The organism is Streptomyces sp. NPDC005576 (assembly GCF_042871745.1).
In the GTDB taxonomy this organism is placed as follows: Bacteria; Actinomycetota; Actinomycetes; order Streptomycetales; family Streptomycetaceae; genus Streptomyces.
The window spans coordinates 39,509-59,652 of the sequence record NZ_JBIAJC010000022.1 but is presented as its reverse complement, the minus strand read 5'-3'; the positions used below and the strand labels follow the sequence as shown (position 1 = coordinate 59,652).

Here is a 20,144-nt window from a genome sequence, read left to right as displayed (position 1 = left end):
CCCGCCGGGCCGCCGGGACCGGTCCGGCTCGTGTGCCGGACCGGTCCGGGCGGGACGAGCCCGGCCGGTCGTGTCAGTGGGCCGTCCCGCTGACCCACAGGTCGGTACCGTCCTGCTGGATCACCACGTCTCCGTCGCTCTGCAGCAGCAGTTCGGCACCGTCGTGCCCCGCCGTGCCGGAGGACCAGGCCGTCTGGTCGTCGCTGGTGTAGACGACGAGGTGGCCGTCCGCCTGGAAGACGGCCCGGGAGCCCCGGCCTTCCGTGTGCGAGGACCAGCGGACCGTGCCGTTCTCGTCGGTGACGACCAGGTTGCCGTCCTCTCCCATGGACAGGGTGGCGCGGGCCGACTCGATCGACTGGCCCGTCTCCAGCACGCGGGTCGCCCGCACGACGGTATCGCCCGCGGTGGCCGGGGCGGTGGTCCCCTCCTCCGGTCCGCCGGGCTCCGCGGTCGGGGTCGGGGTCGGTTCGGACGGTGTGCCGGGGTCCTCCGTCGGGGTGCCGGGGTCCGTGGTGACGGTCGGGTCCGTCGGGGTGCCGGGATCCCCGGGGTCCCCGGGGGTACGTCGGCCGTCCGGACCCGGCGGCGTGGCGGGGTCCATCGGCGTACCGGGGTCGGTCGGCACGTGCGGGTCGGTCGGTGCGCTCGGGTCGGCAGCCGCGTGCCGATCGGGCGAGGGGGCCGGCCCCACCGGATCGACCGTCGCACCCTCGGAGACCGAAGGTTCCCCGACCGGGGCCGGTGCCGGTGCCGGGGGCGCGGGCGGCGTCGTCTCCGCCGTGCCGGGCGCACCCTCATGGTGCGAGGCCGGGTCCGAGGGGTTGCCGGGGTCCGCCGTCCGCGCGGACACCGCCACGGGTTCGGTCACCGGGGTGCCGGGATCGGCCGACGGGTCCGTACTCGGCCGAGTACTCGGCTCCGTGCTCGGCGCCTTGGTGGGCACATCGGCGACGTGGGTGGCCCGGACCGGGGAAGGGGTGGACCGCGGAGCCGCCGGTCCAGCGGCCGCGGCGGACGGGTGCGCACTCCTCTCCCCGCCGGGGTGGGGGGCCCGTATGCCCGCGCCCTGGAACGTCTTGTGCGGAGAGACTTCGATCGTCGGAGAGGGAGACGGAGACGCCGACTGCGACGCGGAGGGCGCGGACGAGTGCGACGAGGGACCGCTCGACGGGCTGCCCGTCGTGTCGTAGTGGACGCGAGAACCCTCCGTGGCCGGGGGCGTCATGACATCGAGGGTGTAGTTCGGCCCCAGGTCGTGCGGGGAGGGGGCCTCGCTGCCCGAGGCTTCGTAGTCGAGCTCGTGCTCGTTCTTGTCGTTGCCGCCCAGCACCAGTGGCAGCGCGACCAGAACGGCGCCCGCCACTGCGGCGGCGGCGAGCATCGGCCGGTGATTGGACCTGGGGGAGGCGGGCACTCCTTCTTCCGCCACGCCCTGGGTTCCACCGGGCCTTCCCCCCCTGCGTCTGCCCGGCCGTTCGGCCCGCGCCTCCTCCTCCGGGCCGGGGGCGGAGGACTCCCAGTTGCCGATGGCCAACGCGCCCTCGGGTTCGGCGGAAGGCGCGGACAGGACGACGGCCCGGCGCATCCTGAGCTGCTCGGTGGGCTCCGGTGGTGGTGTGCCGCCCCGCGGCGGCCTGCGCTCAGCGGACATGATCTTCTCTTCTCCTCTGTGGGTGTGTGCGGCCGGCTCGGCGGGAGCCGACCCGCGAAGTCAGGCGTTGCCGTCCCCGTGCGGGCCCCGTTCCGGCAAGGTCCCGGAGAACCGCGGGGGCCAGGGTGCGGCGCCCTCGGCCAGGGGGAAGCGGGCCGCGGCCCGCACCAGCTGTTCCCGTACCCCTCCGTCGGAGGCGACCTCGCCCCCGGCGCCGGTGGGCGCGCCCCCGGAAGCCACTTCACGCAGCAGCACGGTCGTGGCCCCATGCTCGCTCCGCGTGCCGAGAACCTGGAAGCGGGTGCCGGGGCCGAAGACGACTTCCTCGCCCCGCTCCGCGCGGGAGGCGCCGCCGGTCAGGATGCGCACCCTCCGCCCGGTCGTCGACCAGATGAGGTACCGGTCGCCCGCCGTCGCCGGCGCGCCCTCCAGCACGTAGGCGGCGACCGGTCCGGCATGGCACAGCTCCCTCCCGGCCGGTACCGCCCGCGCCTCCGCCGGGAGCACGCCCGCGCCGCGGACCACTACTCCCCGGTACGACGGAAGGCGTCGCAGACCGGACGCCAGCCCGACCAGGGAGGGGTACGCGTCGGCCGACCCCGCGGCGAGTTGCCGCTCCAGCCACCGCCACCCCGTCGGGGCGTCGTCGAGGGTGAGGAAGGAGCGCACGGCGGTCAGATCCGCCAGCACGGCGTCGTTCTCGTCATGACCGCGCAGCCCCGGCATCACCGTCAGGGTGCGCGCGACCGACGCCTTCTGCTGCCACCACTGCTCACCGGCCAGGGCCCGTAGCGCCTGCTGATCGGCGGGGGTGCTCCGCTGGAGAGGGCCGACCCGCACGGGGAGGGCGGTCGCCGGCACGGGCGTGACCGGCGGCTCCGGGGCCGGGACCGGGGGCACGGGCGGGGCGACGGCCGGAACCACGGGGTCGGCAGGAGCAGGCTCCGGCTCGTCGGCCGGTTCCGCGCGGGGCACGGGAGGCTGCGACGGACCGACCGGGGGACGGCTGGCCGCGAACGCCTCGGCGAACCCGGGTGGCACCCCGGCCCCGGCGGCGGACGCGTGCGATGTGCCGGTGCGGACGGCGGGCGCGGCGGAGGGGCGGGGGCGGTCGGCGCCCGTCGCGGCCGATGTGTCCGGCCCGCCACCCGGCCGGGAGGAGACGACGGCCGGGCTCCCGGTTCCGGGCGCGCCCGACAGGCCGGACCCGACCACGGTGGCCGAGAAACCACCGGGCCTCCCCGCGGCGAATGACGCCGGCCCACCGGCCCACGCCGGGGCGGGCGAGGCCGGACCGGCCGCGCGCGCGGAGGAGGAGGCACTCCGGCCGACAGGCGCCGATGCCGCGGAGGCTGCGGCGCCGCCGGACGCGGAGGGGGAGAGCGCCGCCACGTGCCGGATGCGCACACTCATGGGCGAGGCGTGCCACGGGACTTCGGGAGTGCTCTCCACCCGCGTCCCGGCGGGCGCCGCCGCCCTCTCCCCGGCGTCCTCGCCGCCGCGGTCGGTCGAAGGCAACTCCTCGAACACCAGGGACAGCCCCCGCCGATCGGCGAGGCGTCGCACCTGCCGTCCGCCGTGCGCGGTGCATCCGCCCCTCACGTGCAGGGTCGTACGCTCGATCGCGGAGGGCTCCAGACGGTCCAGGAGCGTGTCGAGCACCTGCCACACCTCGTCGTCCAGCCGTTGCCCGGGCTCGCCGACGTCGACCACCATCGTCGCGGGATCCAGTACCCACCCGAAGGCGCCGGGCCGGACGCCCTCCCGAGGACCCACCCACAACCCCGCGCGAGTGACGGCGACTTGCCACTGATCGTCCAGCGGCGACGCCCCGCTCTCCGGGGCGCCCCGAGAGCCGGGCACCGGGGACCGCCACTGAACGATCCGGGGCGCGGGAGCGCGACCGTCACGGGCGGGGCGGCAGGCGACCGTCTCCGCGTAGGCCCGCCACGACGGCTCGCCGTCCGGCCCGATGAGCACCACGGCCTCTTCGGCGGGTGTACCGGTCGCCGACTCCAGCAGGGCCGGCAGACCGCTGACGACCTCCACCTCGGTGCCGAGCAGGTTCGCGGTCTGCTGGCCGGCCGCGAGCAGGTCGCGCCCGTCACCGGGGACCAGGCGTGCGGTCGACCGCGCCCGCGGGGTCATCCGGGTCAGGAGCTGCGTCACCGCCCCGGTGGCGACCGGGGGCGTGCCGGGGATGCCGACCACGACCGCGAGCCGGTGCTCGTCCACCGGTATGGATGCGCCGACGCTCGGCGCGGGGTCCGGCAGCGGTACCGCCCTGCGGATCAGCACACCGGCGGGCACCGACTCGACCACATGGCCCTCGATCGCCCCGGAGAGGAGGTGCGCCGCCGCGTCCTCCCAGCTCGGCACGGGGTGGCGCAGACCCAGAGGGCGGGGCGCCACGCCGGGAGCGAACCGCCACCAACCACCGGTACCGCCGGAACCGGACGGCACGAACAGTGAGCCGCCGGGAGAGATCACCACCGGTCCGGCGGGGGCGACGACCTCCAACTGCCAGTCGTCGCGGATCCGCCGGGCAGGAGCGGGCCGACCCGGCTGATCGGCGGCGGCGCCCGCCCACACCAGCCGTACGGTGGTGATCCCGGACTTCCTGAAGTCGTTCAGTGCCGGTGTCAGCTGCCGCCACAGGACTCTCGAACCCTCGAAGCCTGCGGGCACCAGCACCGTCGCGTGGCTGCGGTCCTCGTGCCGGAGGGCTTCGACCGCCGCCGCGAGGTCCGCCGAATCGTAGGCCTGCGGGGCAAGCAGTAAAACGGGGCCGAAGTCGTCGGGTCCCGGCGCGCCCCCGATCCTGGCGGCGAGCGTCCGCAGGGGCCCCCGCCCGCCGGTCCACCGGCTCACGGGGTGACACCCCTGGCCGTCGGGCACTCCGTGCCCCCGCTGCCGTGGGCGCCGCAGCGCGGATCGGTGGCCGTGCCGGCACGGCGCGGGAGCCGGCCGCCGGCCGTCCCGGAACCGGTGAGCCGGTCAGGAGTCCCGCTCATGCCTTCTCACCGCTCGCCGTCTCCACCCTGCCGCGTGCGCGTGCCCCTCCACCGGGAGGTCGCATCCGATCGGACCATCGCAGCAGAGATCCGCGAAGACCCACAAGGGAGGTGGCGCCGTCCTGCCCCTTTGCGGCCCGCCGTGCACGAGTGGTCACGGTGCGGCCCCGGGTGAAGCGCCCCGGTGGCCTCGGGCGTCGGCCGCCGCGCGGTGGCCGAAGAGGCGGAGTAGGTGGCTCACAGGGCAGATGCTCGGTGGTTCGCCGCCGTCCGGGGCCCGCGGCTCCCATGATCTGCCTTGGCACGGCATGAACTGCGCCCGGCCCCACACCGTCGGGGCTTCCGCGGCACGGTGCAGAGCCCGCGGGTCGCCCATGCCTCACGCCTGCTCGCGCGCCCGCCCCCGCGGCCGAACCGCCGACACATCAGAGCGTCAGGAGAAAACGTGTCCCTCCGGAACCGGATCATCGCGGGCGGCGGAGTCGCCCTGCTGGCCGTCACGTTGGGAGGTGTGTCCCTGGCTCTGGCCGACGACCCGGCGAGCAATCAGGAGATGACCGGCCAGATGACGTACTACAACGCCAGCGGCTACGGCGCTTGCGGTGACGTCGTCGACGCCGCCACCGAGGACCTCGTCGCGGTGTCCCACGAATGGTGGACGACCGAGGACCCCAACGAGGACCCGATCTGCGACGGCGTCTCCGTCGAGGTCTCGTACAACGGCAAGTCCATCACCGTGCCCGTGAAGGACGAGTGTCCGCCCTGCGACGCGGACCACATCGACCTCAGCCAGCCGGCGTTCGAGAAGCTCGCGCCCCTGGCGGACGGTCTCGTCAAGGGCATCACCTGGAAGTTCGTCACCGATGACGGCAGACGGATGACCCGCCCGGACTCGCCCTCGTCCAGTCCCGACGACGCGGAAACCCCTGCCGCCGGATCTTCGGGCGGCAAGGGGTCCATGGGCTTCCCCTCGCGTTACGCGGCCCCGTACATCGAGACGTGGGGGCCGTCGTCGGCGCTGGGAGAGGCCCGGGCGGCGGGGTTGCGGTACGCGACGCTGGCGTTCGTGCTGGACGGCGGCGGCTGCAAGGCGACGTTCAACGGGAACACCCCGCTGACGGACGAGGGTTGGCTCTCCGCGGTGCAAGGGCTGCGCGGGTCCGGAGGCGAGGTGATCGCGTCGTTCGGTGGGGCATCGGGGACCGAGCTGGCCCTGGGATGCGACTCGGCCGACGCCTTGGAGGAGCAGTACCGTGCGGCCGTGGACACGCTGGGGCTGTCGCGGCTGGACTTCGACATCGAGGGCAGCGCGTTGGCGGACACCGGGGCGAACCAGCGTCGCGCCGAGGCGTTGACGGCGTTGCAGAAGGACATCGAGGGCAGGGGCGGTCGGTTGGACGTCCAGTTCACGCTGCCGTCGGGAACGAGCGGCCTGGAGGCGGACGGAGTGGCAATGCTCCAGGACGCGGTGAGCGCGGGTCTGCGGGTGTCCCTGGTGAACATCATGACGATGGATTACGGGTCCGCGGTCGAGGACATGGGGCAGGCCGCGATCGATGCGGCAACCGGTCTGCACGGGCAGTTGGGCCAGATCTGGCCGGAGAAGTCCGATCAGGAGCTGTGGGGGATGGAGGGCAACACGCCCATGATCGGGGTGAATGACACCGAGGGAGAGGTGTTCACCACCGAGGACGCGTCCAGGCTCGCCGACTTCGCCGTGGAGAAGGGGATCCAGCAGCTCGGCTTCTGGGCGGTGGGCCGGGACAAGGCGTGCCCGGCCGCGGGCACCCTCTCCGAGGACTGCAGTGGCACGGAGCAGAGCGACTACCAGTTCCTGAAGACGTTCAGCGCGGTGAACACGACCGCTCCCGGTTCGGTTCCCGTGACGTTGCCCGAGGGGGTCGCCGATCCGCTCCCGGCCTCCACGTCGAAGGGCGCGACACCGTCCGCCACCCCGGCCGGCGGCCGTGCGGGCGAGGTGCCGGCGGCTGCGGCGGGCTCGGGCAAGACGATCAGCAACGCGTTCACCACGGGTTACACATGGTTCGACAACACCCCTCGGGGGAGTGCCGAGATCTCCGCTCCGGTGATCCACGACGCGGCGGGCGGAACGGGGACGTGGGAGGACCCGATCACGCTTGCGGTCGGCCACACGATCGAGGGCGGGAAGGACACGCTCGACTACCCGGCCGGTACACGTTTCTACATGCCGAAGTTCCGGCGGTACTTCATCGTGGAGGACGCCTGCGGGGACGGCGGAAGCCCCCAGAACGGGCCCTGTCACAGCCTGGAGAGCGCGCCCGAGGGCGCCACGACGTGGCTGGACATGTACCTGGGTGGGGGGAGCGGCGACAGTGACTCCGCCGCGCACGCCTGTGCGGACCAGCTGACCGGGCTGAGCACGGTGATCCAGGACCCCGCCGAGGGACTCCCCGTCACCGAGGGCCCCCTCTTCGCCGACGACACCTGCACGGCCACCTACGACGACTGACGGAGAGAGGTCCGGCCCGTCGGGCCGACCGGGGTCGCGCGACCCCGGTCCGCCGGACACCGGCTGGGGTGTACCGCGTGGTCCGCGGCCCGCGCCCCGGTCGATCGACCGACGACACCCGCACCGCTGAGCCGGCGGTGCGGGTGTCGTCGCGTTGCCCGCGGGCGGGAGAACGAGGGGGAAGCGGCCGGTCCGGCGCGGATTGCGGCGAACCGGCGTCCGCGAACGGTGCGTCGGTCGAGCGGCACGGTCGTCAGGACCTGAGGCCGGGGTGCTCTTCCAGCCCGGCGGGTCCGCACCTCGCTGTCCTCGCGCACCTCGCTGTCCTCGCGCCCCTCGCTGTCCTCGCGCCCCTCGCTGTCCTCGCGCCCCTCGCGCACTCGGGGTCCTCGGCGTCCTTGCGGAACGCCGCCGCGTGTCAGCGCACCGCGTCCGCCCGGTACCGGCGCACCTCACGAGCGGCGGAGAGGGTGGCGAGGGCGGCGGCACCGGCCACCGCCGTCACGCCGAACACGACGAGCATCCCGGCGGGGGGAAGGTGGGCGAGCCCGCTGCCCAGGCCGGTCGAGCGCCCCTGGGCGTCGATCAGCCACCTGGCGAGAGGCAGACCGCAGACGAGGGCGGCGAGAAGGGCGGCCACGGAGGTGGAGAGGGTGGCCACCGTCGCGGAGGCGGTGATCTGGCGGGGTGTCAGTCCGATCGCCTTCAGGACGAGTACGTCGCGGGCCCCCTCCCGGACGCCGGCCCCGACGGAGGTGAGCAGCTCCACCAGACCGATGAGCGCGAGGACCGCGATCAGCCCGGCGATGACCTCGCGGAGAGGGGACAGTCCGGCGACGGGGTTGGCGGCGGTGTACACGTCGAGCCTGCCGCCCGCCAGTCCGGCCAGGTGAGCGGCGACCGCGGCGGGCTCCGCGTCCGCACCAAGCCTCAGCCCGTAGACCGAGGGGCGCAGGCCGGAGTCGTCGGCGCGCAGGTTGTCCAGGGAGGTGGAGACGACCCGCCCCGCGTTCTCCGGCTCGATGGAGCGGCCCACGAGGTGGAGGACCTGCGGTCGTGCGCCCACCGTCATGCGTACCCAGTCCCCGACCCGGACGTGGAGGAGGTCGAACAGCCCCTGGCCGGCCACCGCTTCGTGCGACCCGCGCGGAGCGCGGCCCTCGGCGACCGCGAACGGATAGGGGTCCTCCCGGGTGCCGACACCGCGCAGGGCGATGGTGGCGGTCTGCCCCGGCACCAGGGCGCTCATCTCCACACCCGGGTAGACGGCGGTGACCCGCGGGTCGGAGCCGAGTACCGTGCGGACCTCGGCGTCACCGAGGCCGTCCGCGTGTGCCACCAGCGCCGCCGGCCGGCCGGCCTGTTCGGGATGGTCGTGGAGGCGGTCGATCGTGGTCCACGCGCTCATCGCCACCACGATCAGCAGCAGCGGCAGTGCCAGCCGCGCCGAGGTGGCCAGCGAGCGGGCCCACCGGGCCGCCACCCGGTGCACGCCCAGGACCAGAGCGGGGGTCAGCCCCCGGCCGAGCGCGAAGCGGGCGGCCCCGGACAGTGAGGCTCCCGGCTGCGCGGCGTACCGGGGCGACGGTACCGCGGGGACCCGCCCGGCGCGCCAGGCCGCCAGCGCCGTGGTCGCACCGATGAACACCACCGTGCCCGCGACCACGGCGAGCAGCCCCGTCGCGGAGTGCGGCAGCCCCTGCCACAGGGCGATCGCCTCGCCGAGACGGCCCGGGGCTCGGTCACCGAGCGCTGTGACGAGCAGCGCAGCGCCCGTGGCGCCGAGCAGCGCGTAGACGAGATGCTGGAGCACGAAGGCCCCCACGACCAAGCTGGGGGTGAAGCCGATGGTCTTCAGTACCGAGATGTTGTGCAGGTGTCCCCGGACGCGGGTGCTGATCGCACCGTGCAGGGCGAAGCAGGCGGCGACGAGAGCGGCCAGACCGAACAGCCCCAGCACCTGCCCGAGCAGGCGGTTGTCCCCCTGCGCCCGGGTGCGGGCCTGCTGCCAGGTCGTCACCTCGTCGACGGCGCCCGCGCCGAGCACGGTGACCGCCCGCTGGACGGTGTAGTCGGTGGCGCCCGGATTCCTCAGACGCAGACCGGTGATCTGCCCGTCGGGTGTCGCCACGGCGCTGGGCAGCGCCCACACCGCACCGGGCCGCTCACCCGGGCTGTAGCCGGGTTCGGCGCTCTCGGCCACACCGAGGACGGTCAGGGTCCGCCCCGTGCCGGGCAGGTCGAGGGTGTCGCCGGGCCCGGCCAGCAGCGCACGGGCGAGTCCGCTCTCCACGACGACACCGTCGGGCTGGGTGGCACGCAGCCAGGTGCCGGCGGTCAGGAGCGGCCGGCCCACCGACGGCATCGCGGTGGTCCCGCGCAGTTCCGCCGAGGCACGGGCGCCGTGGGTGGTGAGCGTCACCGACTCCGTCGGGTAGGGACCGGACACCCCGGTGACACCGTCGATGGCGGCGAGGGGGCGAGGGTCCGCGGAAGCGCTCGTACGGATCCAGACATGGGCGCCCTCGGACTGGCTGAACACCCGCTGCCAGGGGTTGGTGGCGTACGCGAACAGCGCCGTGGCCAACAGCAGGGAGACGACGATCCCCACCGTGGAGAGGACCAGGAAGAGCGCCTCGCCCCGATGCCGGCGAAAGTCCGCCCGCGCCCACCGCACCATGGCCCGCACCGCGTCACCGCCTCCGCTCGACCGCGCCGGAAGAAGGCGCGGTCGTCCGCCTCTGGTCCACCGCTGCTCAGTCCCTCAGTTCGAGTACGCCCGAGGTACCGCGTGCGCGCGTCGGACGGGCGCTCAACTCGGCGTCGTCCGTGATGCGCCCGTCGAAGAAGCTGATGACCCGGTCCGCCGTACTCGCCAGCCGCGCGTCGTGGGTGACCAGCACGATCGTCTGGCCGCGCGCGTGGAAGCGGGTCAGCAGGCGCGTGACCTCGCGCGTCCCCTTGCTGTCGAGGCTGCCGGCGGGCTCGTCCGCCAGCAGGAGGTCCGGCTGGTTGACCAGGGCACGGGCCAGTGCGACCCGCTGCTGCTCACCGCCGGAGAGTTCACCGGGCATGTTGCGCTCCTTGCCGGCCAGCCCCAGCTCGGTCAGCAGCTCCGCGCGCCGCGCGCGTGCCGCGCGCGGCGAGGCGCCGGCCAGCAGGGCGGGCAGTTCGACGTTGTCGGCGACGCGGAGGTCGGAGACCAGGTTGAAGAACTGGAAGACCAGGCCGATGCGGGTCCTGCGTGTGACCGCCCAGCGGGCCTCGTCGTAGGACCCGGTGCACTCGCCGTCCAGCAGGATGCGTCCGGCGTCCGGCTGCTGCAATCCGGCGAGCAGGTGCAGCAGCGTCGACTTCCCCGCCCCGGAGGGGCCGGTCACCGCCAGGAACTCCCCCCGGCGTACGGTGAGATCGACTCCGCGGACGGCGTGGGCGGGCGCGCCCTCGCCGTGGTGGGTCTTGACCAGGCCCTCGGCACGCAGCAGGGGAGGGGGGACGTCGCTCACTTCTGATCCTCCCATTCCTCCTGGCACCGTTCCAGCCAGTCGAGGTCGGCCTGCAGGTGCAGCATGGCGCCTTCGATCAGGATCTGGGAGACGCGGTTGCCACGGTCTTCCTCGGCGGCCAGCTTCGACAGGGAACGCATGGTGTTCAGGTACTGCCGCCGCTGCTTGTTGATGAGGCCGATCTCGTCGACGAGGCCCGTGTGCGAGGCCAGCGCGAACTTCATGAAGAAGCCGTCCCTGACCCGGGGTTCCTCCGAAGACTCCTCGAACCAGGCGAGCACCGCCTCACGTCCGGCGTCGGTGAGGTGGTAGATCTTCTTGTTGGGCCGACTGGACTGCTGTACTTCCTCGCCGTCGATCAGCCCGGACTTCTCCAGGCGGCCGAGGGTGACATAGATCTGGCCGATGTTGGTCTTAGGGTATGCGGCGCCCAGGAGTTGTTCAAGATCCCGTTTGAGTTCGTACCCGTGGGCCGGCCCTTGCGCCAGCAAAGCCAGGAGAGGCAGCCGCACTTGCGCTCTCCACCTCGTCTCCGTGTCGGGTCAGTAGTTCCGGGGGCCCGATGGCAGTGCGTTGGGGTACGCCGGGCCGCAGCCCCTAGTATTGCGTATGCCTAACAGGTATACATGCGGGTGCCGCCGCGGCGAATGGGGCCCGGTGCCGTCGAGCGGGAGGGGCCATGCGAGGGGCACGCGCCGCCGGCAGGGGGCTGCTCGTACTGATCGTGCTCCTCGCCGCACATGCCTCCGCCGGTGGGGTCACCCGGGGAGGCGGTGCCGGCCGGGGTCCGCTCACCCTGGCGACCGCCGGTGACCTGACCGGATACCTGGGTCCGCTGCTGGGGGGCTGGAACCGGAAGCACCCCGGCGAGAAGGTGACCCTCGTCGAACTGCCCGATTCCGCGGACGAGACCCGGGCGCAGATGGAGACCGATCTGCGCGACGGGGACGGTGGCCGGTTCGACGTCCTCAACATCGACGTGAACTGGACCTCGCAGTTCGCCGCCGCGGGGTGGATCCGCCCGCTCTCCCGCACGCGCTTCCCGCTGGACACCTTCCTCCCGCCCGTCGTCGACACGGCGACGTACGACGGGCGGTTGTACGCCGTCCCCTACGTCACCAACGCGGGACTCCTGCTCTACCGCAAGGACGTCCTCGCCCGTGAGGGCCTCCCCGCGCCCACCACCTGGGCGGAACTGGAGCGGGACGCGGAGACGGTGGCGCCGAAGTACGGACTCGACGGCTACGCCGGACAGTTGATGCCGTACGAGGGGCTGACCGTGAACGCCGTCGAGGCGGTCTACTCGGCCGGCGGCTCCATACTCGACGACGACGGTGCGCGCGTCACCGTCGATTCCCCCGCGGCACGCGAGGGCATCGGGTTCCTGGCCCGCGGTGTGCGGGAGGGCTGGATACCGAGGGAGGCCCTGACGTACACCGAGGAGGAGTCGAGGCACGCCTTCGAGGACGGCGGTCTGCTCTTCCTGCGCAACTGGCCGTACGCGTACGTGGCCGCCGAATCCGCAGGTTCGGCGGTCGCCGGCAAGGTCGGGGCCGTACGGCTGCCGGGGCCGGACGGGCCCGGCACGAGCGTGCTCGGTGGCTCTGACCTCGCCGTCGCCGCGCGTGCCCGGCACCCCGACTCGGCCCAGCGGCTCATCGCGTACCTGACGAGCGAGCCGGTGCAGCGCCAGGTCCTGACCTCGGGCGCCCTCCCGCCGGTGCGTGCCGCGCTCTACGAGGACCCCGCACTGGTGCGGCGCTTCCCGTATCTTCCGGTCCTCCGTGCCGCCGTGCTGACGGCCGCCCCGCGCCCCAAGAGCCCACGCTACGACCAGGTCAGCCTGGTGGTGCAGGCGATCGTGCACGACTGCCTGACCGGGCGTCAGTCGCCCGACGCGGCGGTCCGCCGTCTGGCGGCCGAGCTCGCCGCCGTCGCGAAGGGGCAGTAGCGGCGTTCGGCCCACGAGCCGTACGTGCCGCAGGCGTTGAACGCGTGGTGCTCACGGTGGCCGGCGTACGGGACTACCCCCTTCTACCTAACTGTTAGGTAACTGGTCACTTCCCCGTGGGCGAAAAAATGATGACATATCGCCTTGAATTTTGTGCACCTTCGGGCAGTGGCCGTCCGGTCCATTGACACATGTCTGTCATCGATACCTAACATGCATGCATAACAACTCCGCCTCACAGACAGGTACATGAGGTGATTCCCCAGCATGATGTCGCGCACCGCTGGTGGCGCGACGCGGTGATCTACCAGGTCTACGTCCGCAGTTTCCTCGACAGCACGGGGGACGGGATCGGAGATCTGGCCGGCGTCCGGAACGGTCTTCCGTACCTCAAGAAGCTCGGCGTCGACGGGATCTGGCTCAGCCCGTTCTACCCCTCGCCCCAGCACGACCACGGCTACGACGTCGCCCATTACAGCGACGTGGACCCCCTCTTCGGTGACCTCGCCGAGTTCGACCGGCTGGTGGCGGCCGCCCACCGCATGGGCGTCAAGGTCCTGCTCGACATCGTGCCCAACCACTGCTCCATCGAGCACCACTACTTCCGGGAGGCGCTCGCCTCGCCGCCCGGAAGCACGGCACGGGCACGCTTCCACTTCGCCGACGGCCGCGGGCCCGACGGGGCGGAGCCGCCCAACAACTGGTACGCCATGTTCGGCGGACCGGCCTGGAGCCGCGTCACGGAGGCGGACGGCACACCCGGTCAGTGGTACCTGCACATGTTCACGCCCGAGCAGCCCGACTGGAACTGGCGCCACCCGGAGGTGCCGGCCTCCTTCGACGAGGTCCTCCGCTTCTGGCTCGACCGGGGTGTCGACGGTTTCCGCATCGACGTCGCCGCCGGGCTGTTCAAGCACCCGGACCTGCCGGACTCGCCGGACCCCGAGGCCGACGCGCGTACCCGGGACTCCGTCAATCCGCTGGCGTGGAACCAGCCGGAGGTCCACGACGTGTGGCGGCACTGGCGAGCGGTCTGCGAGGAGTACACCGCCCGCGACGGCAGCGAACGGCTCCTGGTGGGCGAGGTCTCGGTGCCCACGGCCCGGGAGCACGCCCGCTACGTCCGCCCGGACGAACTGCACCAGGCCTTCTTCTTCGACCTGCTCAGCGCACCCTGGGACGAGGACGCCTTCCGCAAGGTCATCTCGGAGGCGATGCAGGACATCGCGGGCACCGGCTCCACCGTCACCTGGGTCCTCAACAACCACGACCAGATCCGCACCGTCACCCGCTACGGCGAGCCCGCCCCCGGGGGTACCGGAGTGGGGGCGGCCCGCGCCCGCGCCGCCGCGCTGCTGATGCTGGCGCTGCCCGGCGCCGCGTACATCTACCAGGGTGAGGAGCTGGGGCTCCCCGAGGTCGTCGACCTGCCCGACGACGTCCTCACCGATCCCATCTTCCGCCGCACCGGCAGCCGCGCCCGCGTCCGTGACGGCTGCCGGGTGCCGCTGCCCTGGTCGGGGCAGGCGTCACCGTTCGGTTTCACCGCCCAGGTCGAAGGGGTCAAGCCCTGGCTGCCGCAACCCGAGTGGTTCGCCGAGCACGCCACCGACCGCGCGCTCGCGGACACCCGCTCGTTCTGGCACCTCTACCGTGACGGCCTGCAACTGCGCTCCACGCTGCCTCAGTTGGGTGACGGATCGCTGCGATGGCTGGACTCCGCGCCCGGCGTCCTCACCTTCTCGCGGGGCGACGGCCTGATCTGCGCCGTCAATTTCGGCACGGCTCCCGTGCCGGCCCCGGTCGAAGGAATCCCCCTGCTCACCAGCGGGCCCTGCCCGCCCGGAGTGCTCGCCGGTTCGACCGCCGCCTGGTGGGTCACCGACGCCTCCGACCTCGACTGACCTGTCCCACCCGCACCCACCCGGACTCCACACCGTCCTCCTGAAAGGCCATCAATGATGATGCGACGACGTTCCGCCCTGCTCACCGGCTGCACCTCCCTCGTCCTGGCCCTCGGCGTGACCGCCTGCGGCGGTGACCCGGTCGCCTCCACCGGCGGCAAGAGCCTGGACGGCCAGACGGTCACCGTCGCCGGTGTCTGGTCCGGCAGCGAACAGAAGAACTTCCAGGAAGTGCTCGACGCCTTCACCGCGAAGACCGGTGCCAAGACCGAGTTCGTCTCCACCGGCGACAACGTCTCCACCGTCGTCGGCAGCAAGATCGAAGGCGGCGACGCGCCGGACGTGGTCATGGTCCCGCAGGTCGGTGTGTTGCAGCAGTTCGCGCAGAGCGGCTGGCTCCAGCCGCTCTCCCCGGACGTGGAGAAGCAGGTCGACTCCGACTTCGCGGGCGTGTGGAAGAAGTACGGCAGCGTCGGCGACACGCTCTACGGCCTCTACTTCAAGGCCGCCCACAAGTCGACGGTCTGGTACAGCCCCGACGCCCTCGCCCAGGCGGGCGTCGAGCCGCCCACCACCTACGAGGAGATGCTGAAGGCGGGCCACACCCTCTCCGACTCCGGCCTCGCGGCCTTCGCCGTCGCCGGCCAGGACGGCTGGACCCTCACCGACTGGTTCGAGAACATCTACCTCTCCCAGGCCGGTCCCGAGAAGTACGACGCCCTCGCCGCCCACGAACTCAAGTGGACCGACCCCAGCGTGGTGACGGCCCTCACCACCCTCAGCCGGCTCTTCCAGGACAAGCAGTTGATCGCGGGCGGTCAGAAGGGCGCGCTCAACACCGACTTCCCGGGCTCCGTGGAGAAGGTGTTCGGCCCCGAGCCGGAGGCCGGCCTGGTCTACGAGGGCGACTTCGTCGGCGGTGTCGCCAAGGACCAGTTCGGCAAGACCATCGGTGAGAACGCCAACTTCTTCCCCTTCCCGGCGGTCGGCGGCGGCAAGGCACCCGTGGTCAGCGGCGGCGACGCCGCCGTCGTCCTCAAGGACGGCAAGCACCACGCGGCGGCGATGGCGCTCCTGGAGTACCTGGCCACGCCGGAGGCCGCCGAGGTGTGGGCGAAGAAGGGCGGCTTCATCTCGCCCAACGAGAAGCTGAACCCCAGCTCCTACGGCGACGACGTCACCCGGGCGACCGCGCAGTCGCTGATCGCGGCGGGGGACTCCGTCCGCTTCGACATGTCCGACCAGACTCCGGCGGCCTTCGGCGGCACCAAGGGCACCGGTGAGTGGAAGGCCCTGCAGGACTTCCTCCGCGACCCGTCCGACCCCAAGGCCACGGCCGCCGCTCTGGAGACCGCCGCGGCCAAGGCGTACAAGGGCTGATCCGGGATGACCGCCACACTCCTCAAGGAGTCCCCCCGCCCGGCGCCCCCGGCGACCGGCCCGGACCACCGGAAGCGGGCCAAACGGCGGAGCCGGATGATCGCCGTGCTCTTCGTCCTCCCCGCACTGCTCCTGCTGGGCGCGTTCGTCGTCTACCCCGTCCTCTTCTCCGTCGGCCGCAGCTTCTTCGACGCCTCCGGGGACCGGTTCGTGGGCGCGGACAACTACACCGAGATGTTCCGGGACCCCGCCACGCTCAAGGCGGTGCGCAACACCGTGGTCTGGATCGTGGTGGCGCCGGCGCTGCTGACCGGCCTCGGGCTGATCCTCGCGGTACTGGTCGAGAAGATCCGCTGGGCCACAGCGTTCAAGCTGCTGCTCTTCATGCCCATGGCCGTCTCCTTCCTCGCCGCGGGGATCGTCTTCCGGCTGGCCTACGACGAGGACCCCGACAAGGGCGCGCTCAACGCCGCGGCCGTCGCCGTGCACGACACCTTCGCCGGCACCTCGCCGTATCCGACCGCCCGTGCGCGCGACGGCCAGGACCTGGTGCACGCGAAGGACGGCTCCTACCGCACGGGCACAGCCGTACCCGCCGGCAGCACCGTGGCCCTTCCCTTGATCGGCGTGCTCCCTGGCGACCTGCCCTCCGGCGCAAAACCCGCCCGCGGGAGCTCCCTGGAGCGGGCCGAACCGGGCGAACTGCGGGGCGTCGCCTACCTCGACTTCGTCCCTGGCGGCGAAGGCGCCCCCGGCACGGTGGACCGTGACGAGAACGGACTGCCGGGGATGAGCGTGCAGGTCCTCCGCGACGGCAGGACGGTGGCCACCACCACCACCGGCGCGGACGGCTCCTTCGCCTTCGAGGGCCTCGGCCCCGGGCGGTACACGCTGGCGCTCCCCGCCTCCAACTTCGCCCAGCCCTACGACGGCATATCCTGGCTCGGTCCCGCCCTCGTCACCCCGGCCATCATCGGCGCCTATCTGTGGATCTGGACCGGCTTCGCCATGGTCCTGATCGGCGCCGGCCTGGCCGCGCTGCCCCGCGACGCGCTGGAAGCGGCACGGATGGACGGGGCGACCGAGTGGCAGATCTTCCGCCGCATCACCGTGCCGCTGCTCGGCCCCGTGCTGACGGTCGTCTTCGTGACCCTCGTCATCAACGTCATGAAGGTCTTCGACCTCGTCTACATCATCGCGCCCGGGCCGGTCCAGGAGGACGCCACCGTGCTCGCCACCCAGATGTGGCTGGTGTCCTTCGGCGGCGGCAACAACCAGGGCCTCGGCAGCGCTCTGGGCGTCCTCCTCCTGCTGCTGGTCGTCCCGGCCATGATCTTCAACGTCCGCCGCTTCCGAAGGAGTCAGCGATGACCGCCGTCCGGCGCCTGCTGAGCAGTGGTCTCGTCCAGGCATTCCTCGTACTCGTCGGCCTGGTCTGGCTCACCCCGCTCGCGGGACTGTTCCTGTCGTCGCTGCGCTCCTCCGAGGACACGGCGAAGGGCGGCTGGTGGACGGCGCTGACCGACCCCCAGCAGCTCTCCTTCGACAACTACTCCGCGCTGCTGCGGAATACCGGGATGACGCGGGCGTTGTGGAACACCGTGCTCATCTCCGTTCCGACGACCGTGCTCGTGGTGGTCGTCGCGTCGCTCGCCGGCTATGCCTTCGCATGGCTGGACTTCGCCGGCCGGGACACCGTGTTCCTGATCGTCGTGGCCCTGCTGGTGGTGCCGGTGCAGATCGGCCTGCTCCCGGTCGCGAAACTCTTCGGTCAGCTCGGCCTGTTCGGCTCCATACCCGGGGTCATCCTGTTCCACGTCGCCTACGGGCTGCCGTTCGCGGTGTTCCTGCTGCGCAACTACTTCGCCGAGTTGCCGAAGGAGATGCTGGAGGCCGCCCGGATGGACGGCGGCGGCGAGTGGCGGATCTTCGTGCAGCTGGTCCTCCCGGTGGGACGGCCGGCCATCGCGTCGCTCGCCATCTTCCAGTTCCTGTGGGTGTGGAACGACATGCTGGTGGCGATGTTGTTCGCCGACTCCTCGTCCCAGCCGCTCACGGTCGCGCTGCAGTCGCAGATCAGGCAGTTCGGCAGCAACATCGACGTCCTCGCACCCGGGGCCTTCCTCTCCCTGGTCGTACCGCTGGTGGTGTTCTTCGCCTTCCAGAGGTACTTCGTCCAGGGCGTGATGGCCGGTTCGGTGAAGTGACAGGTGGTACGCCCGGGACACGTCCCGGGCGTACCACGACGATCCGGAAAGACACAGGACTGCCCACCATGCACCATCGGCCCGCTCAACGGCAGGACACGGCGGGACGACGCTCCGCCTCCTCGACGTGGCGGGCCCGTTCCTCCGCGCGACGCCCCATTGTGAAGAGGGGATTCCTCACCATGATCGACCAGAGAAGCCCGAGCCCCCGTGCGGTCATCGCGCCGCCGAACGTGGTCGTCCTGACCGACGACCCGCTCACCCGCGACGGGACCTATGCCTTCATGGCGGCCGGCGGACGCACCACGGTGCTGCCGCAGGACCGGCTGGCGGAGGCCGACGTCGTCGTGGTGATCACTTCGGAGGTGACCCGGGACACGCTCGCCGCCATGAGCCGGGTCGGACGCAGCACCGGTCGGCGCGCCCGGATCGTCCTGGTGGCCGACCAGGTGGCCGAGCCCCACCTGTCGCTCGCGGTCCGGCACGGTACGGTCGCCGTCCTCCCACGGCTGTACACGAGCTTCACCCAGATCGAGACCGCCGCGGTGGCCGCCCACCGCGGCGAGCCGGCCCCGGGGCCGGTGACGCCCGGGGGACGGCCCGGCCGGCCGCGGACGGAGGGCACGGAGCGCCCTGCGGCCGTGCGGCCCCGGAGCGACCTCGAACCCCGCGAGGTGCACGTGCTGCGCCTGCTGGCCGAAGGGAGGGACGTGGCCGAGATCGCGGCCGAACTCAGCTACTCCGAGCGGCTGATCAAAAGCGTCATCCACACCGCGGTCAAGCGGCTGGGACAGCGCAACCGTACGCAGGCCGTCGCTCACGCGATCCGGATGGACATCCTGTGACCCCCGGCGGTGCGGTGCGCAGCCGGCGACCTGACGAGTACGACCCGGGACGGCGCGAGGGGAAGTGATGCTGTCGGTCCGGGCACGGTACGGACCGAAGGCCGGTCCTCCGGCGTGATCGCTCGTACCATCACGCCTGGCGACCGACCGGGCACCCCGGAGCAACCGGGCTCCACGGTGCGCCGCACCACGGCAGAGCCGACGGAATCGGTCCTGCCGCCCCGGCTCGCGCCTCGCGACGGAGAAGGGCCCGCACGTGGCAGAGGAACATCGGGGCACCGGGCGTGGGTGGGGGCCCTTCGGGGAGGAAGCGGGGGAGCCCCCGCAGGGGCGGCGACCGCTCTGGCGGCACGCCCCCTCGACGCCCCCGGACGGAGGGCGGGCCGGATCACGGGCCGCCGGATTCCGAGCCGTCCGGGGCGACCCCGAGAACGCGGAGAACGCGGACCAAAGCCCGGACGGCAGCCCGGACGACCGCGTGCACCTCACCGGGCACCTGCTGACCGGGGCCGTCGGGCTGTGTCTGCTGGCGCTGGCCGTACCACCGCTGCTGCTGAACGACGAGGGCCCCGTCCGGCGCCCCGAAGCGACTGCCACACCCCCCGCCGACCGCGGGTCCGCGTCCCCGCACCCGTCCTCGGACTCCGGTACGCGTCCCCCGCCCGGTCCCGGGCCCGCACCGCGCCCGGAGGCACCGTCCTCCCCGTCCGCCTCGGCCTTCCCTTCCGCGCTCCGCGGCCCCACCACTGCTTTGCCGGCCGCACCGGTGGGCGCGACGGAGCCGCAGACCTCCCCGAGGTCCTCGCCCACCGCCGGAGCGCGGCGCGCGAACGCGGTCGTGGTCCACGGCACCAGCGTCCTGGAACCCGGGCAGAGCTGGACCGGCGACCGGGTCGTCCTCACCCTGCAGGGTGACGGCAACCTGGTTCTCCACGACCGGGAGGGCCGCCCGACGTGGGCATCCGGGACCACCGGGCTGGGGGCCATGACGGTCTTCCAGGCCGACGGGAACCTGGTCGTCTACACACGCGACATGCGGCCGGCCTGGTCCTCACGGACCGACGGCCACGACGGCGCCGAGCTGGTGCTGGGGACCGACGGCAACCTCGTCGTCCGTCACGGCGACGCGACGTTGTGGGCCGCGGGCACCACGGGGTGAGGCGGCCACCGGCGACCGCGGAACGGACGGGGG

The 20,144-nt window shown here is 72.7% G+C and carries 14 protein-coding genes; 8 read left to right on the top strand and 6 right to left on the bottom strand.

Annotation, left to right across the window (positions count from 1 at the left end; genetic code table 11):
* Window positions 1-73: 73 nt before the first annotated feature.
* The 3 genes from ACFYPN_RS30635 to ACFYPN_RS30625 are packed head-to-tail and all read right to left on the bottom strand — an operon-like array spanning window position 74 to window position 4,668.
* Window positions 74-1,654 (bottom strand): hypothetical protein, encoded by a 1,581-nt coding sequence (locus ACFYPN_RS30635; protein WP_358762296.1) that lies wholly within the window; start codon window positions 1,652-1,654, stop codon window positions 74-76.
* A 60-nt stretch (window positions 1,655-1,714) separates the two neighbouring features.
* Window positions 1,715-4,525 carry a hypothetical protein gene (locus ACFYPN_RS30630; protein WP_389302757.1) on the bottom strand — a complete coding sequence of 937 codons (2,811 nt, stop codon included), beginning with the start codon at window positions 4,523-4,525 and terminating at the stop codon, window positions 1,715-1,717.
* Entirely contained in the window at window positions 4,522-4,668 is a 147-nt protein-coding gene (locus tag ACFYPN_RS30625) for a hypothetical protein (RefSeq protein WP_358762300.1), read from the bottom strand. The genes ACFYPN_RS30630 and ACFYPN_RS30625 overlap by 4 nt, the downstream gene beginning before the upstream one ends.
* A gap of 445 nt (window positions 4,669-5,113) precedes the next feature.
* Here ACFYPN_RS30625 and ACFYPN_RS30620 point away from each other — a divergent pair, with 445 nt between their 5' ends.
* Window positions 5,114-7,159: a cysteine/serine endopeptidase inhibitor gene (locus tag ACFYPN_RS30620; RefSeq protein ID WP_389302754.1), complete on the top strand. Its 2,046-nt coding sequence runs from the start codon at window positions 5,114-5,116 to the stop codon at window positions 7,157-7,159.
* A gap of 418 nt (window positions 7,160-7,577) precedes the next feature.
* On the opposite strand, the gene ACFYPN_RS30615 is transcribed toward ACFYPN_RS30620, so the two are convergent.
* The 3 genes from ACFYPN_RS30615 to ACFYPN_RS30605 form a co-directional block, all read right to left on the bottom strand.
* On the bottom strand, window positions 7,578-9,848 hold the full coding sequence (locus ACFYPN_RS30615; RefSeq protein ID WP_389302751.1) for an FtsX-like permease family protein: 2,271 nt from the start codon (window positions 9,846-9,848) through the stop codon (window positions 7,578-7,580).
* A 67-nt stretch (window positions 9,849-9,915) separates the two neighbouring features.
* A complete protein-coding gene (locus ACFYPN_RS30610) occupies window positions 9,916-10,680 on the bottom strand; it encodes an ABC transporter ATP-binding protein (RefSeq protein ID WP_358762306.1) in 765 nt (254 codons plus the stop codon).
* Entirely contained in the window at window positions 10,662-11,177 is a 516-nt protein-coding gene (locus tag ACFYPN_RS30605; protein WP_358762308.1) for a PadR family transcriptional regulator, read from the bottom strand. Before ACFYPN_RS30605 ends, ACFYPN_RS30610 begins: the two co-directional genes overlap by 19 nt.
* A 167-nt stretch (window positions 11,178-11,344) precedes the next feature.
* On the opposite strand from ACFYPN_RS30605, the gene ACFYPN_RS30600 reads away from it, so the two are divergent.
* The 7 genes from ACFYPN_RS30600 (at window position 11,345) to ACFYPN_RS30570 (ending at window position 20,111) form a co-directional block, all read left to right on the top strand.
* Window positions 11,345-12,616: an ABC transporter substrate-binding protein gene (locus ACFYPN_RS30600; protein WP_389302746.1), complete on the top strand. Its 1,272-nt coding sequence runs from the start codon at window positions 11,345-11,347 to the stop codon at window positions 12,614-12,616.
* Between the two features lie 254 nt (window positions 12,617-12,870).
* A complete protein-coding gene (locus ACFYPN_RS30595) occupies window positions 12,871-14,520 on the top strand; it encodes an alpha-amylase family glycosyl hydrolase (protein WP_358762311.1) in 1,650 nt (549 codons plus the stop codon).
* Between the two features lie 57 nt (window positions 14,521-14,577).
* On the top strand, window positions 14,578-15,900 hold the full coding sequence (locus ACFYPN_RS30590) for an ABC transporter substrate-binding protein (protein ID WP_358762313.1): 1,323 nt from the start codon (window positions 14,578-14,580) through the stop codon (window positions 15,898-15,900).
* Window positions 15,901-15,906: 6 nt separating this feature from the next.
* Window positions 15,907-17,271, top strand: coding sequence for an ABC transporter permease subunit (locus tag ACFYPN_RS30585; RefSeq protein ID WP_389302743.1), 1,365 nt, complete (start codon window positions 15,907-15,909; stop codon window positions 17,269-17,271).
* Window positions 17,268-18,107 carry a carbohydrate ABC transporter permease gene (locus ACFYPN_RS30580; protein ID WP_358762317.1) on the top strand — a complete coding sequence of 280 codons (840 nt, stop codon included), beginning with the start codon at window positions 17,268-17,270 and terminating at the stop codon, window positions 18,105-18,107. Before ACFYPN_RS30585 ends, ACFYPN_RS30580 begins: the two co-directional genes overlap by 4 nt.
* Window positions 18,108-18,289: 182 nt before the next feature.
* Complete coding sequence (locus ACFYPN_RS30575) at window positions 18,290-18,952, top strand: LuxR C-terminal-related transcriptional regulator (RefSeq protein WP_358762319.1); 663 nt, start codon at window positions 18,290-18,292, stop codon at window positions 18,950-18,952.
* Window positions 18,953-19,208: 256 nt separating this feature from the next.
* Window positions 19,209-20,111: a hypothetical protein gene (locus ACFYPN_RS30570; RefSeq protein WP_389302740.1), complete on the top strand. Its 903-nt coding sequence runs from the start codon at window positions 19,209-19,211 to the stop codon at window positions 20,109-20,111.
* The last annotated feature ends 33 nt before the right edge of the window (window positions 20,112-20,144 follow it).